This window comes from Vibrio sp. 1CM7H (genome assembly GCF_023161645.1).
Lineage (GTDB): Bacteria > Pseudomonadota > Gammaproteobacteria > Enterobacterales > Vibrionaceae > Vibrio > Vibrio diabolicus.
In genome coordinates this window covers 1636766-1651989 of the sequence record NZ_JALNTV010000001.1, presented here as the reverse complement: position 1 = coordinate 1651989, position 15224 = coordinate 1636766, and the positions used below count along the sequence as shown (strand labels likewise).

General features: G+C 49.8%; 11 protein-coding genes. 4 read left to right on the top strand and 7 right to left on the bottom strand.

Annotated elements, in window-relative coordinates; genetic code table 11:
• Positions 1–27: 27 nt before the first annotated feature.
• Positions 28–2019, bottom strand: coding sequence for a U32 family peptidase (locus MSG33_RS07190; protein WP_248380401.1), 1992 nt, complete (start codon positions 2017–2019; stop codon positions 28–30).
• 229 nt (positions 2020–2248) lie between these two features.
• Here MSG33_RS07190 and MSG33_RS07185 point away from each other — a divergent pair, with 229 nt between their 5' ends.
• Complete coding sequence (locus MSG33_RS07185) at positions 2249–2695, top strand: DUF302 domain-containing protein (protein WP_248380399.1); 447 nt, start codon at positions 2249–2251, stop codon at positions 2693–2695.
• A gap of 96 nt (positions 2696–2791) precedes the next feature.
• Here MSG33_RS07185 and ptsG read toward each other — a convergent pair whose 3' ends face one another.
• The gene (gene ptsG, locus MSG33_RS07180; protein ID WP_248380398.1) at positions 2792–4234 is read right to left on the bottom strand and encodes a glucose-specific PTS transporter subunit IIBC; all 1443 of its coding nucleotides are present in this window, start codon (positions 4232–4234) and stop codon (positions 2792–2794) included.
• Positions 4235–4499: 265 nt separating this feature from the next.
• Here ptsG and MSG33_RS07175 point away from each other — a divergent pair, with 265 nt between their 5' ends.
• Genes MSG33_RS07175 through MSG33_RS07165 form a run of 3 tightly spaced genes read left to right on the top strand, consistent with a single transcriptional unit; the run spans position 4500 to position 7874 of the window.
• Positions 4500–5207 (top strand): response regulator transcription factor, encoded by a 708-nt coding sequence (locus MSG33_RS07175; RefSeq protein ID WP_005395571.1) that lies wholly within the window; start codon positions 4500–4502, stop codon positions 5205–5207.
• Positions 5197–6627: an ATP-binding protein gene (locus MSG33_RS07170; protein ID WP_248380397.1), complete on the top strand. Its 1431-nt coding sequence runs from the start codon at positions 5197–5199 to the stop codon at positions 6625–6627. The genes MSG33_RS07175 and MSG33_RS07170 overlap by 11 nt, the downstream gene beginning before the upstream one ends.
• 2 nt (positions 6628–6629) lie before the next feature.
• Complete coding sequence (locus MSG33_RS07165) at positions 6630–7874, top strand: ABC transporter substrate-binding protein (protein ID WP_024700884.1); 1245 nt, start codon at positions 6630–6632, stop codon at positions 7872–7874.
• Between the two features lie 73 nt (positions 7875–7947).
• On the opposite strand, the gene MSG33_RS07160 is transcribed toward MSG33_RS07165, so the two are convergent.
• The 5 genes from MSG33_RS07160 to MSG33_RS07140 are packed head-to-tail and all read right to left on the bottom strand — an operon-like array spanning position 7948 to position 15196.
• Positions 7948–9150, bottom strand: a complete 1203-nt coding sequence (locus tag MSG33_RS07160; RefSeq protein ID WP_248380396.1) for a type III PLP-dependent enzyme — start codon at positions 9148–9150, stop codon at positions 7948–7950.
• Entirely contained in the window at positions 9143–10972 is a 1830-nt protein-coding gene (locus MSG33_RS07155) for an IucA/IucC family protein (protein WP_248380395.1), read from the bottom strand. The genes MSG33_RS07160 and MSG33_RS07155 overlap by 8 nt, the downstream gene beginning before the upstream one ends.
• Entirely contained in the window at positions 10944–12149 is a 1206-nt protein-coding gene (locus MSG33_RS07150) for an MFS transporter (RefSeq protein ID WP_248380394.1), read from the bottom strand. Before MSG33_RS07150 ends, MSG33_RS07155 begins: the two co-directional genes overlap by 29 nt.
• A 6-nt stretch (positions 12150–12155) precedes the next feature.
• Positions 12156–13988 (bottom strand): IucA/IucC family protein, encoded by a 1833-nt coding sequence (locus tag MSG33_RS07145; RefSeq protein ID WP_248380393.1) that lies wholly within the window; start codon positions 13986–13988, stop codon positions 12156–12158.
• Entirely contained in the window at positions 13985–15196 is a 1212-nt protein-coding gene (locus MSG33_RS07140) for a hypothetical protein (RefSeq protein ID WP_248380392.1), read from the bottom strand. The genes MSG33_RS07145 and MSG33_RS07140 overlap by 4 nt, the downstream gene beginning before the upstream one ends.
• Between the last annotated feature and the right edge of the window lie 28 nt (positions 15197–15224).

Here is a 15224-nt window from a genome sequence, read left to right as displayed (position 1 = left end):
AAGGTTGTAGAACTTAGTTTTGTTCCCCTACAACCCCTTTAAATACTGCGCGTTGGCTGTTGGTTGAATCATGGCATTCAGCGTTTGGATGGTTTGTTCGCTGTGTTCTTCAAGTAGAGCTAAGAACGCGTCAATCAACTCAGGTTTGCTTGCTGAGACTTTCGTTTCGGTCTGGATATCACGCAGATCGATCAACACATCGGTAAATAATTGAGGCAGATCGTGCAGCACTTGCAGGTTTAAAACGTTGTGTTCGCTGTAGATCGAATTGTGGCTGCCTTTCTGTTTTTGCACCACGTAAGGATTGTCTTTTAAGTTGATGATAGACGTGCGTTTATCACAGCGTTTCAAACAACCTTTGTTGATCTTCACCTTACGGCATCCTTCGGTTTGTTGGAACAAACATTGGCGGCTCGTGAGTAGGGTATTTGGATGATAAATGCTGTAGAAGGTGCGCATGTTTTGCGGACGCTTGATATGGCGCATCTGCTTCATATTCAGCTCGTTAGAAACAAATGCGCCACTTGCCGCGAACTCGTCTTGAAGGCATTTAAACGCATATGAGTTCACCGTGTTCATTTGTGGGCCTGCCACCCAGCCTAAGCCGAGCTCTTTTGCGATCATGCCGACGCCTGAGTTGTTGGTGATCAACAACTCAGGTTGGATGGTTTCCAAAAATACGCGCGCGGCGTGGTAGTCTTCGCCAATCAAAATGGCTGGGAACCAAGGTTTGAGCATTGGGTTGGCTTGGAACAACTCAATCATCGCGCTCAGTTCGCCAGACAATCCCATTGGCAATTGATAGTAAACATCAATGTCATGGTATTCGCACAGCATGGCTTCTTGTGCTGACGAGATCAGAACCGATAATTTTGGCGCACCTTGGCGAGGTTCAGGTTGAGGTAACGCTGGCAGAGTTGGCACATCAATCGACCCTTTCAAGCTGCTGCCGGATACTTGTGTCGAAGCGACATCGAACGACTTAGTTTGCTCTGCCACTTTCTCAATGATCGCGGTTTTGTCGTCGTAGAGTTTCTTTTTCACCGCTTGCACATCATCAGCAGACTGGCATTGATAAACCTTCGAAAAATGCTTTACAGCGTGGTCGCGCGGGTTGTCGATGTACATCGCCTTGCCGAAATCACCTTGCAAAAATGCGTTGGAGAAATCACGGTTGAACACCGTGTACAACTCGGTGGTATCTTCAGAGAGTTCCAAACCTTCGCACAAGCGATCGATTTGCTGACGCCAATTGTCGACCACGGTATAGACATAGTGCGACTTCTTGATTCGTCCTTCCACTTTTAATGAGTACACGCCAGCATCGGCAAGCGCTTTCAAGTCCCCAAAGGCGGAGTTGTCTTTCATATTGAGTGGGTAGTTGTTGCCCGTTTTGGTCGTTTCGTACTGTTCGCGACAAGGTTGGCTACAGCGTCCACGGTTACCTGATGCGCCATTGCGAGCGGAACTGATGTAGCAAATTCCGGAGAATCCGATGCAGTATGAGCCGTGGACAAACACTTCCATCATTACGTTGTGCTCGCGACCAAATTGCGCCAGATGTTTTATTTCATCGATGTTAAGTTCGCGAGATAAGTTTACTCGGCTTGCGGTGAGCTGGTTGAGAAAGAGGATCTGGCCTTCGTTATGCGTGTTTAATTGCGTTGAAGCGTGCACATCCAAATCGGGAAAGTGATGTTTGAGAATGTAGGCCAGACCGAGATCTTGCACGATCACGCCATCGATTTTGGTGGTGTTCAGTTGGCTGAGTAAGCGAACAATCGCCGGAATTTCACTTTCTAAAATCAGCACATTCAACGTTAGGAAAACCTTACAGCTGTGCTGGTGGGCTAACGTTAACACGCCATTTAAGTTATCCAAGGTGAGGTTGGTCGCTCGGTTACGAGCATTAAAGCGGTCGAGCCCACAGTAAATTGCATCGGCGCCAGCGGCAATGGCGGCTTTGATGGAATCTAAATCACCACCGGGTGCTAATAACTCAAATTGATCGCGTGTCACTACTTTTCTCTTTCTTACTAAAATAGGCGGCAAATGTTACGTATTTCACGCTTTTGATGCTCAGCTAGTTAACGCTTTATTAATCTGAATCAATTAATCCGTGTTACACGGTCGACTCTTGAGTAGGTAGAGTGCAATTCGCGATAGCGGAATCTGACTTCTATAGTTTTCCTACACTTGGTTTTTCTATATTTACAGTTTTCGACTCAGAGAGAGGAAGGGACGACAAATGAAAAAAGTAATCATCGGGTTGGTCGTGGCGTTGACGTCATTGAGTGCGTTGGCTGGGGAGGGTGTGGTAACCGTTGCGAGCACGCATTCAGCAAAAGATACGGCGGATAAATTTGTCGCTATCGCGCAAGAAAAAGGGTTGAACGTCTTTGCGCGCATTAACCATCAAGAGAACGCCACGAAATTCGATATGACGTTGCGACCAACCGAAGTTATCGTGTTTGGAAACCCTAAAGTGGGCACGCCACTGATGATCTGTGCGCAGGAAGTGGCGCTCGATTTACCCCAAAAAGTGTTGGTGTATGAAGATGATGAAGGCAAAACGTGGTTAGCTTATAACGATCCTATGTATTTAAAGCAGCGCCATCATATTGAAGGCTGTGACGAGGTATTGAACAAAATCAGCGGCGTGCTGGGCAATTTAACCAACGCGGCGGCGAAGTAGGGCTGGTTATTGGTTTCGCTTTTTTTACCCCAAAAACGAAAAAGCCAACCTCACAAGGAGGTTGGCAAGTCTTACCTAGATTGGGGGGAGGTAAGATCAGGAGGCGGCGAGTACGCTGTGCACTTCTGACTTAATCGAGTCAGACTGCGTACCGAAAATCGCTTGTAAACTGTCGCCAATCACTAACACATCTCGCGCGCCAAGTGCTTTCAGCTTAGCAACGTCAACATTGGCAATGTCTTTCACCGAGACACGCAGGCGAGTGATACACGCATCGACTGATTTGATGTTGGCTTTCCCACCTAGAGCAGCCACCACATCCAGCGCAATTTCGTCTGGTTGTCCGGCAATTTTTACTTCTGCAATGTCGGTTTCACGACCTGGCGTTTTCAGATCCAACTTCACAATCAGGAAGCGGAACAAGCCGTAGTAGAGCGTCGCCCAGATTGGACCAATGATGATGAACAGCCATGCGTTGCTCGACATTGGGTAGTAAAGGAAGAACTGAATTGCACCGTGAGCGAAGTCTGTGCTGTGTTTGATTTCCAAAAATGCGGTGAGTGCAAACGCTATACCCGTCAGGAAAATATGAATCACGTACAGCACTGGCGCGACGAATAGGAAGGTAAATTCGATTGGCTCTGTGATACCCGTTAACCAAGAGGTAAACGCCGCTGACAGCATCAAACCGCCGACGATTTTCTTACGCTCTGGAGAGGCGCAGTGATAGATTGCTAATGCCGCTGCCGGTAGTGCCCACATGGAGTACATAAAGCCACCAGAGAGATAACCTGCGGTTTTATCGCCCGCGAAGAAGCGAGTGAGCTCACCGGTAAACTCTTTGCCGGTTTCTGGGTCTACATAGCTGCCGACTTCAAAGAAGAACGGCGCATTCCAGATGTGGTGCAAACCAACAGGGAGTAAAGAACGTTCGCCCGCGCCGTAAACCGCCCACGCGAGTACCGGGTTTTGGTACGCTGCCCAATGAGAGAATGCATCAAGAAGTTGTCCGACAGGTGGCCATGCAAACGCGAGAATCGCACCAACGACGATCGCCGATAGACCGGTGACAATGGGCACAAATCGCTTACCCGCGAAGAAGCCCAAATATTCCGGCAGTTTGATGTTGTAGAAGCGGTTGTAAATGATTGCCGCGACCGCACCGATAAAGATGCCGCCAAACACCCCGGTTTGCAGCGTCTCAACGCCCATGATGGTAGCATCAGTTTCTAAGCCGCGTAGGCCAGTCACAATACCGAGCGATGCGTTCATAATAATTAGGCCAACTAAGCCTGCGAGCGCAGCGGCACCGTCATTGCCTTTTGATAACCCGAGCGCCACACCGACCGCAAACATCAACTGCATGTTGCCGAACACGCCTTCACCGGCGGCGAGCATCACCTTGTTGACCGCGTCTGGAATAAACGCAAACCCCGCGTTACCAATACCCAGCATCAAGCCAGCCACCGGTAACACCGCCACAGGCAGCATCAACGACCGCCCTATTTTTTGTAGTTGTCCAAATATACTTGCAAACATGGTTTCCTCCTGACGAATGCCAGTGTTGTAGGACCTGATTCCTTCAGGTCATGTTGTTTCACGTAAGGTCAGGATGATCATAGCGAGCAAGGCGGCGCCTAAGGTTACAAAAGGCAATCAGTTTGTAAGTGGCCGCTTACAAATCTCTTACACCGAGAAGTGAAAATTGCAATCGGCTCGATTGTGCATGGGCGTTTAAGAATGCATCATATTGGCCAGCGCCAAATTCAGGGGTAGGCACAGGGACGGACACAGGGAAAGTAGGATGGAAAACAAGCAGATACTGGTCGTCGATGACAACCTCGACCTTCGCGAAGCATTGTCAGATTACCTTGGTCGCGCAGGGTTTGAAGTGCTTTGCGCAGAAAACGGCGACGTGATGTGGCAACTGCTCAACGATCACCATCCTGATTTGATCATCCTCGATATTATGATGCCCGGTGAAGACGGCTTTACCTTGTGCCAAAAACTGCGCAAAAACTCCGATATCCCGATCATCATGCTGACAGCCGTCACTGAAGAAGCCGACCGAGTCGCAGGGCTAGAAATGGGCGCTGATGACTACATCACCAAATCATTCAGCCCGCGTGAACTGCTCGCGCGCATCAAAACGATTCTGAGACGAAGCCAATCGACCGCCAATAGCAAACTGACGCGTAAAGTGCGTTTTGACGATTGGTTGTTAGATACCGTAACCCGGCAACTGACCCACGTTGCTAGCCGCGAGGTCAAGCAACTGAGTGGCGCGGATTTGTCGCTGCTCGGTTTGTTCGTCAACCACGCGCAATCAATATTGTCTCGCGATGACATTGCGCGCGAGATCTGGGGACGCGATGCCGACCCGTTTGAACGCGGCATTGACGTGCAGATCAGCCGCTTGCGTCATCACCTTGAAGATAAAGACCGTTCGCTGATCCTAACGGTGCGCAATAAAGGCTACATGCTGACCACGGACGTGCATTATGAGAATTAAACGCTGGACGGGATCACTGGTCGTTCGTACCAGTGTGTTCTTGTTGCTGGTGATCATTCTGGCGCAGGTATTATCCGGGATTATCTGGTATCAACACGCCAGCGAACGCGATAAAGAAGGCCTGACCACCACGGTCAAAAGCTTAGCACTGAGCGCTTCTTCCACCATCGCTTTCTTTCAAACCCTCCCTTCGGAATATCGCCACTTGGTACTCAATCAACTACGCAATATGGGCGGCACGCGCTTTTTCGTCTCACTCAATAATCACCAGATTGAGGTCGACCCACTGCCAGAAAGCGAACGCAAAACGTTGGTCATCAACCAAGTTCGCGAGGTTTTGGAAAGCGAGCTGAGCGGCATTCCTAATATCGAGGTGGAGTTTACCCAGCGTGACAAACTCAAAGTGTTCAACAACGAGCTACCTATCGACGAACTGCCGCTATTGTGGGCGCATTATTCGCTTTCGTTTGGTGACCTCAATCCGCCTATTCTGGTGATGCAGGTCGAAGTCGCGCAGAACGAATGGTTTTATCTCGCGGCGGTGCTACCCGCGCCTTACATCAACCTAGAGACTAACTATTTTGAGCTGCGCCAATGGCTGACGTTATTGTTGTCTGCGCTGCTACTATTGCTGTGTACTTGGTTTATCGTCCGCAAAGAAATTCAACCGATTCGCGAGCTGGCAAAAGCCGCAACCCTGATGTCGAGTCGATTAGACGTGCCCGAAGTCTCTGAGCGAGGCAGTAACGAACTGAAAGCGGCGGTACGTGCGTTTAACAAAATGAATCGACGCATCGACAGCCACATTAAAGACCGCGAGATGCTGTTCAGCGCCATCTCCCACGATCTGAAAACACCAATTGCCTGCCTAAAACTACGAGCGGAAATGCTGGATGACGACGCCGACCGAGAACGCTTTATCCGCCTGAGTAACGACCTAGACTTGATGGTCAAAGGCGCATTGCAATGCATTAAAGAGACCGATATCCACGAGGAAATCGAGCCGATCAATTTCACCCAACTGATTCAGCACATTTCCGCCAATATCGCCGATGCGCCGGACACGATTCGCATCCACGGCGAAATCCGCACCCACTTTGCTGGTAAACCGTTAGCGATTAAGCGCTGCATTCAGAATCTGGTCGATAACGCGCTCAAATACGGCCATCAAGCGGACATTACGCTGAGTGAAAGCCCAGAGTCGATCCAGATTGAAATTGAAGATCACGGTGACGGTGTTGACGATTTATTACTTGAAAAGCTCTGCCAGCCATACTTCCGCGCAAGAAACGATAAAGAAGGCAGTGGGCTGGGGTTAACCATTTCACAGAGTATTGCAAAGGCTCATGGCGGCAACTTGTTGCTGAGCCATTCTCAGTTTGGCGGCCTCTGCGCCACACTGACTTTCCCGAGAGACTGACTATGAACAAACTGGCATTCTTGTTCCCACTGTTGCTCGCCCCTTGCGTCGCTCACGCTGAGTCGCCACAAGGGGTAGAGTTTTTACATTGGTGGACTTCTGACGGCGAGCAGCAAGCGCTGCAAACACTTAAAGCTCAGCTAAAACGGCACGATATAGAGCTGCTGCAAAGCCCGGTGTTAGGCGGTGGTGGCGACAGCGCGATGACGGTACTGCAAGCTCGCGCGCTGGCGGGCAACCCACCGAGCTTCGCGCAAATCGAAGGGCCAAGTATTAAGGCGTGGGATGCCATCGGTATTTTGCACAACGTCAACGCGGTAGCGGATGAGCAGCGCTGGGACGAGGTGCTCTACCCGCTGTCTATCGAAATCAATAAAACACAAAACGGCTATATCGCCCTGCCACTTACGCTGCACCGCTTGAACTGGTTGTGGGTCAACCACAAGCTGCTTAAACAACTGAATCTTTCCGCGCCGAAAAATTGGCAAGAAATGTTCGCCGCCATGGAGCTTGCGAAGCAAAATGGCATCGTGCCAATCGCGGTCGGTGAGCAGCCGTGGCAAGTCGCCCAACTTTTCGAGAACTTAGTGATCTCCACTGGCGGCGTTGAGTTCTACACCAATGCAATGGTTAAACTTGAGCGAGACAGCATCGACAGTGATACCCTGCGCCAAGCGTTGACGCAATTTCGCCGCCTGAGTTTGTTGATCGACAACCAATTACCCGACAGTAAGTGGGATACGGCGACACAAGCGCTAGCCGACGGTCAAGCGCTGTTTCAAATCGGTGGAGATTGGATTTTAGGTGAGCTGCTCGCCAATCAAGTCTCAGTCCCGCAAGAGGTCGGCTGTTACCCAACGCCTGACAGCGATGGTGTATTCCTCTACAACATGGACAGCTTGGTGTTTATGTCGAGCAAGTCGTTTTCTGCCGAGGCTGCTCAGCAAACCGCAAGCGCGCTGGCAGACGTCGAGTTTCAAGCTAAGTTCAATAAGGTAAAAGGCTCGATTCCGGTACGTACCGATATCGACATCAGCGACTTTAATCCGTGTCAGGTCCAGTCATATCAAGACTTTCACTACGGCGTTAAACACAACCTCGCTGTGCCGAGTATGATTGATTCGATGGCGGTCAATCCGGTTGCCCAGCAAGCGATAAACTCGGAAATTTTCCGTTTTTACCGCAATCCCAAGATGGAACCCGACGAGCTGATAAAACGCATTATTGCTATTTCGCAAAGCGGTTAATGGCAATGAATTTGTGCCGAGTGGAATAAAAAAGCCCCAATGATTGGGGCTTGAATGAAGCGAAGTATGCCGTTTAAAAATAGTGGAAGATCGGCGGTTCATGCATCAAGAAGTTTTGATGGGAGATATTCCACGCATACGCGCCCGCTAAGGTAAACACAACGTAATCACCAATATCGACGTGGGCGACGTGTTGATTGCGTGCCAGCACATCTTTGGGCGTACAAAGCTGGCCGACAAAGGTCGCTTGTGCATGCTGAATGGGGTGAGAAATCTCATGGTGTTGCTCGCTTTTCAGGATGACGAATGGATGATCATGGCTCTGCGCTGCTGGCGTGCGGAAATGGTGAGTCCCCCCGCGTGCGATGACAAAGTTTTCGCCAAGATTTTGCTTAATATCCAGCACTTCCATCACGTAATAACCACATGCTGCCGTGATGAAACGTCCACATTCAAAACGCAGTGTCCAGTCTTGCACTTGCTCTTTGGCGATGAGGAATTCCAACTTGTCGCAAAACTCCATCCACGGAAAGTGTTGCTCAGGGTTTTGGTAGTTAATCCCCATGCCTCCACCCAAGTTGATCATCAGCTCACCGAGTTCAAACTCTTGTTGCCACGCCTTCACGACTTGGAAATATCGCTGCATTAACGCTAAGTGACGTTCAACATCGAGCTGATGCGACATCAAGTGAAAATGGAAACCTTTCAGTGATACTTGCGGGAAATCGCGCAGCAACATCAAAGCATTGCTCAGTTCGGATTCGTCCAAACCAAAAGGAGTCGGCTTGCCACCCATAGCCAACTTGCTGAGCGTGATGTCGCCAATATCAATGTTCATACGCAAAAAGATCGAAGCAGGGCGGTTGAGGCGCTCGGTTAGTGCTCCAATGCGTTGCAGCTCGGTGAGGCTTTCGACATGAATTGCATCGACATCAAGCTCAATCGCTTGTTGCAATTCACTTGGCATTTTTCCTGGGCCACCGAAGATCAATGGCCTATCGAGTTGTTGCTGGTGGAGGTGTGTCAACTCCCCGCCAGATGCCGCTTCAAAACCATCGACATACGGAGCGAGCGTTTTAAGAATCGGGCCCGATGGATTGGCTTTGGCTGCGTAAAATAGCTCGACATTTTTCGGCAAAACGTGACGCAGTTGTTTGATGTGTTCTTCTAAGGCTTTTAGGTCATACAAGTACGCGCACAAGGGTTGATTTTGCTGCTGTGCGAGCGTGTGAACTTGTTGGCTAACGCGTGTCGGTAGGGAGAGTGAATTAGACATGTTGCGCTCCTTTTTCGTATTGCTGCCAAGGTGTGGCGACTTGGGTATAGCCCGACTCTTTATCGGCTTTTTGCATCAAACGTGTGGTGAAATTATTTTTGCTTGGGAAGTGACCGCCATTCAGCAACGCTTCTAGTTCCGGCTGTTTTCCATTCACGGATTGCCAACGCACAATGGCACTTTGCACCGCATTCCACAGCGTTTGCTCTAGTGGCTCATCACCTTCTGCGATGAAGAAAATCGCTTCGCTGATGTTGTTGATAAAGGTGCAGTATCCGATGCGATTCCAGCCTTGTTCGCGACTGTAGTAAACCGATTGTCGCGCGCGTTCAGACAAGTCAGTTAATGTTTCTTCTGGCCAGAACTCCGGCAGTAATTTAGTGCCTTCCAAATCACGAATCCAAACACAACACGGCATCTCTTGCTCAAAGCCAATCAAGGTGTTTTGCAAATGCGGCTCAAACGCCACCCCGTGTTTGAAGTAGTAGTTAAACACACCCGGAAGTAGGCAATGCAAATAGCGTTCAAACCACAGTGTCGCGATGTCGGAATAGCGATTTTGCGTTGTACGCGCTTTGTTTTTAAGGCGTTGAGCAATGCAACTGTTGCCGTTTTTGTCGTAAGCAAATAGAGCGCCGGCGAGGGTTGGTTTTAAGATGTCGACTTCGCTCAGCGAGAAATTTTCGCGATACAAAATACCAAACGATTCGCGCGCTTTGGTGTTGTCGTCCCAATTACGATCAGCGACGCTTTCTAGATTCAACGTGGTGGCGTAAGGCTCTGTCATCACTTTAAATACGGGGTTGTGCAGCTGTTCGTTTTCTCTAATTGGTTTAAGAATCGACGTGAGCTGCACGGCGCTGTCGAGTTCGTACCACGCGTTTTTGCGCACGCAATTGGTTAATCGTACGTTGATGGAGAATTTCGCAAACCAGTCCATGTCTGGGTGGTAGAGGGTACGAACCGAAGAGGTCGGCTGCATCTTTTCACCACCTAAACCCAGTGGCGTGATCTTGCCTTGTTCAATGGCACGCTTCACGCTTGGGTTGCTCAAAATGGTGTAGCTTTCCCAAGGATGACAAGGGTAGAGGGTCTTCCCATCGCTGGTGGCGTGTTGTGGCGCGAGCTGTTGTAGCATGCGTTGCGCAGGGTTAGCTTCTCCGTCGGAACTCAGCACATCAAGTAAGGACGTATCCACTTCAAACCAGTACAGCGGGACTTGCGCGCCGACTTCTGGAGAAAACGCCAAGAGATCATCCATGGTGACGCCCGAACGACTTTTTGGGGTCGGATGGAAAGTGTGCCCCCAAATCAGAGACTGTTCCGAAGCGATAAATTCGTTGTGATGCGATTTGGGCGCGACGTTGAGAAACTGCTCGGTAACCAGCACGCTATTTTCCAGTTGTTCGATCAGCTCATGGTTAAACGGGATCGCCAACACCTGCTTGAGATAGTTAAGCAAAAGCGTAAGAGTTTGCGTGGCATCCAATTTCGCCCAGCCAGATCCCGGCATTTTCGCCCACGGCAGTTCTGCCAATTTGATTTTGCCCAGTTTGCTCGCGTAGTGAATCGGCAAAACCAGCACGCCATTTTGTTGAGACAGATGAACGGCTACCCGTTGCTTGGCGGAATAGTTGCGTTTTAACGTTTGGGGTAGCGATGTCGATTGGTAGCGCCATTCCACTTGTTGATTCGGTAGCGCAAATTCACGTAAGTAACAATTAAGAACACCCATTATCGTGTTGAGTTGGGCCTTCTCCCGATTGAGCTGCACATCATGCGCGCGCAACTCGCTAGTCTGAGAGGATTGAGTTTGTAACATGTTGATTTCCAAATTTTGAATGGAGAACCAGCGCGATCAAGGTGATTACGCTGACTATCGCAGAAAGTAGGAAAGGAACCTCAAGTAGCCCCAAGCTAGAAATGAAAGAAGCGCAAAATCCCGCCGCCACGCCACCCCATTTGGACATGGCATCAAAGCGAGAAAATACTTTGCCACTGAGTTTGCGATCCAGATTGCTCGCAAGATGCTGATGCAATCCGTGATAACAACACACCATCGCGATGCCGAAGATAATTCTCGCAGCAATGAGTGCGGTTTCGGACGCAATCAAATGCAAGGCAGAGCTCACGGCAAGCAATGCAAAACCGAGCCACAACGTGCGCAGCGGTTGATGGCGATTCAACCCATCTGACAACACGTGGATTTTGCCTGCCAGCAACAGATAGACGCCATGCGGCAGTGCGTACAAAAAACCGATCCATGCGTGGTTAGTGATGCCATATTGCTGCACAAACGGCGAGAAATAAGGAAAGGTCACTACCATAGAAAACGCAAACCCGAATTGAGCAAAGAAGATCCAACGAATGGCATGCATTGCGTTTTTCCGTGCAACCGGTTTTTCTTGCCGAGATTCTGAGTTTGGCTTTTCGAGGTTTTGTTCGGCGGGTTTATCCACTGGCAGTGTTAGCGTGATGCCCATAGCAATTAAAGGCAAAACGCATAACCAAAGGTATGCGTTGAGCGGGTTGGTCTCTGACAAGCTCCATCCGAGCCCAATAGGCGCAACGATCAGCGCCAAGCGAGCAGATCGCTGGGTTTTATTGAGTGACTTGCCGAGTGTTTTGGCTTCTTTAATTTGACTAGATAAGTAGCTGTTCGAGGCGGCCATGGTGCCGCCAAAGGTTCCTTGAACAATAAGACCAAACACAAACATGGCGAGGTTGTCTGCCAAGCCGCACAGCGCAAACCCTGCTGCAAGGCCAAGTTGTGCACGCAAGAGTGAGCGGCGGCGACCGTAGCGATCGGCAAAGTTGCCCCAAAATCGCGCCGCCAACGCAGTACAAAACGTGGGTAGGATAAACAATACCCCTGCCCAGTCCGCATCAATGCTTGCGCCTAATGTTGGCAACACGACGGGTAGAAATAGCGGCATACCTAACGCGGCAAACGCAGCGATAAAGTGGCACAACAACACACTGTAGATGAGTTTGGTCATAATCGTTTAACGTACGCTTTTTTTGATGGCTTCTAAGTAGGCGCGTTGCGCTTCTTCGCTAGAAAGCAGCAAGAAGTTCGGAGCCGACAAACCATAGAATTTATTGATGTCACTCGCGCCAGAGGCTTCTTTCGAGAGCAAACTGCCAGAGCTCAACAAGTACTTGGCGTACAAATCAGGCGCCTCTTGCAGTAACTCGCGTGCCAGTTTTGTCTCTAATCCTTCGCCTTCCAATCGGTTGAGTTGCTCAGCAATGCTTTTGGCCACGATGGCGTAAAGCGATGCTGAAGAGGCAATGCCCTTCGCAGCTATGGCTTCTACAATCGCTGCGATATCCAACTGTAATGTAATGGTGGTAAACATCTGACCGAGCGCCAATTCATTGTCGACTTTGATGCGTTGGTCGAGCAGTTCATCGCAATCCACTGGAAGTGTTTTTGCGCCGTGTTTTTCGGCGGCATGCTCTGTAGCAAAGTGGAAGCGCTCTGGCCAAATTCGCGCCGCGTCGTTGTCTTTCATCGCGAGCGTCATTCTGCCCTGTTGATCAAATGCAACGATGGCGTTTTGCTGGTTGGACTCCAATGCGATGCCATAACGAAGCCACAAGGTGAGGTGCACTTGGCATAATAGGTCGACGTAATCTTGGAACCACGCCAGCGTATCTTGTTGATAGTACTGCTCTGCCAAATGTTCTAAGAACAAGCGGTCGTCAGGCATTGGGCTTGCCAGTGCGGCAACCGGAACTAACGCTTTGTCTTCGCAATGAGTAAGTGGGTACTCACGTACGATGTACGCGAAGGTTTTATCCTCGCCGACGTGTCCACCGTGTTTTTCGTTGCAATGGAACAAGCGAGTGTTTAAGTCAGCGTCCGTTTGTTCAAGGTGGCTAAGTAGGCGTTCAAACCAGTGGCCGTCATACAGTGTTGAAGGCTTGATTAAGCGAATGTTTTTCGTGCCTAGCGATCGCATGATCAGCGGAACTTTAATGTGAATATGCGGTGCCTCGTTGACGACCACAGTACGAACGGAAAGCGTTGGCGTCACGTTTAGGTACGTAAACGGCGCTTCTATCATGCCTTCGGGTAAGGCTTCTAAAGAGCGAAGGGTGAGCGGATGCGCAGGGAACAGTACGTGGCTCAGTGCAAAATCAGCAGGAAGCCCAACTTGCTCCATTGTTGGCCAGCAATCAGGTTGTTCGCTGGTTAATGTCACCAGTGATTTTTCAATCGCAATCCAATGCAGAGCAAAGCTTGGTGCAAACTCGGGCGCGTACTTAGCAAGGTCTTCATCGCTCAGACCAAACTTCGCCCGCGCAGTTGGATAGTACGGGTGGTCAAGGTAAGAAGCGATCTGGTCGGCTAGCAGCAGTTTTTGATGCCAAGAACCAAGCTTGGATATTGGTTGAGAAATGTGGTCTGCGTGATGATGAAATGCTTGGTCACACAGCGCTTTGTGTTTCTCTGCACATTCCAGTTCTTGAAGATACCCCGCCAACAATTCGTGAGAGCTCTCATGCGCCAGTGTCGTTAGCAGCGCAATCCACTCTTGATAATGCTGCTGATGCTCGACTTGGCCATTTTTCTCCACCCACCAACCTTGTGGTGTTTCGTCATTGGCGTGACCGTAGCGCCAGTGCTGCATGTAATACGTTGGCGCAACGGGTAAATACAACGTGAAATCAGAGTTGGCAAATATCAGCCAGACTTGCTCGCCTTGAGGAACAATTACCCCTTTTGGCGCGTCGCTACTGAACTTGGCTTTCGACAAAATGCCAAACATGTCTTCGCGTAAGCAAGTGTCGATCAATCGTTGCGTTAGATACAAAGCGTTGTCGTTCATGCTGCCACCTCACGAGTCGGAGCTAGATCGAAATTGCTAAGCGCGTTCTGCAGCGCTTGGTCGAGGTTTCGCCCTGATGGTGAGACAATCGAAATTCGGGCGAGATAATCCTTATTGGAATAACTCTGCTGGAAGTGTTCTCCAGCGGCTTTTAGTACCTGTTGCTGGGTGATGATATCGTCATCGTGTTGGATGAACGACGTCGAACCTCCGTCGATCACACCACTGTGTTCCGCAACTACGTAGTGCACGTGCGCTGACCCATGAATTTGGTAATCGCCGTCCAATCTTCGACCCAGATGCAGACCCAAAATCGTGCTAAACCAGCCGAAGTGAGCGAGATTGTTGAGCAAGAATTCGCGACCATCTCCAATACTGCGGTAGTTAATTTCCACCAGAACCGGGCCATTTTCCGTAATGATAAATTCGCTGTGGCAAACTCCAAAACCAACGCCGAACGCTTTCAGTTGAGCCAAGCAAGCTTCTCGGTGAGCAATGCCGTTTGGTCCGTTCCAGTCTGCAGCTGTTTCGATAAAGTAAGGCGGCTCTGAGAGCGACACATCAAAACCGCCCACGGCGATAAGGCGCTCACCATCTCCCAGAGTTTCGAGCGTAACCAAAGGCCCTTGAAGGAATTGCTCCACCAGAATGGCGGTGTTTGGGTGTTTTTGCCAAAACGCATCGCAGTATGCGTCGAGCTCGCTTTGGGAGTCACAGCGCTGCACATCCAAACTCGCCACGCCTTCTTTGGGCTTTGCTACGACAGGGAAGGCCATGCCTAATGCCACATTCGAATGGCGGTGCAACAAATAGCTGTGTGTGTTGGGTAGGGCTTTTTCATTCAACACTTGTCGAGTTAAGTGTTTGTTTTTGGCCTTTAACGTGACAGACCAATCTTTGGCCGGTAGATCAAAAAATTGTGCGCATATGGCGGTGGAAGTTTGTAAGTGATCACTATTGCTGAAAATAGCGTCGGGTTTTAACTCATTCTCAGTGATGGTTTCGATGATCTCCAAGGGATTGAAGACATCGCACTCTAGAATGGCATCCGGATTAAAGTGACTATCACGACTTGCCAGCTCTAAATGGCTGAGCTTGTGATCGGTGATAAGAACGACGTGGAGGTCCATCGCTTTAGCTGCAGGCACGAAGCCGTGAGTGACTGCATCATTAACGACATGACTTACGATAATCATCGTAGATTTCATGAGCTTTCCTAATTTTCTAACGTTGATA

Excerpts from the sequence above, each read along its gene's own strand:
- MSG33_RS07140 (WP_248380392.1), bottom strand. The coding sequence starts at position 15,196 with ATGAAATCTACGATGATTATCGTAAGTCATGTCGTTAATGATGCAGTC.
- MSG33_RS07175 (WP_005395571.1), top strand. The coding sequence starts at position 4,500 with ATGGAAAACAAGCAGATACTGGTCGTCGATGACAACCTCGACCTTCGC.
- MSG33_RS07185 (WP_248380399.1), top strand. The coding sequence starts at position 2,249 with ATGAAAAAAGTAATCATCGGGTTGGTCGTGGCGTTGACGTCATTGAGT.
- MSG33_RS07170 (WP_248380397.1), top strand. The coding sequence starts at position 5,197 with ATGAGAATTAAACGCTGGACGGGATCACTGGTCGTTCGTACCAGTGTG.
- ptsG (WP_248380398.1), bottom strand. The coding sequence starts at position 4,234 with ATGTTTGCAAGTATATTTGGACAACTACAAAAAATAGGGCGGTCGTTG.
- MSG33_RS07145 (WP_248380393.1), bottom strand. The coding sequence starts at position 13,988 with ATGAACGACAACGCTTTGTATCTAACGCAACGATTGATCGACACTTGC.
- MSG33_RS07150 (WP_248380394.1), bottom strand. The coding sequence starts at position 12,149 with ATGACCAAACTCATCTACAGTGTGTTGTTGTGCCACTTTATCGCTGCG.
- MSG33_RS07165 (WP_024700884.1), top strand. The coding sequence starts at position 6,630 with ATGAACAAACTGGCATTCTTGTTCCCACTGTTGCTCGCCCCTTGCGTC.
- MSG33_RS07160 (WP_248380396.1), bottom strand. The coding sequence starts at position 9,150 with ATGTCTAATTCACTCTCCCTACCGACACGCGTTAGCCAACAAGTTCAC.
- MSG33_RS07155 (WP_248380395.1), bottom strand. The coding sequence starts at position 10,972 with ATGTTACAAACTCAATCCTCTCAGACTAGCGAGTTGCGCGCGCATGAT.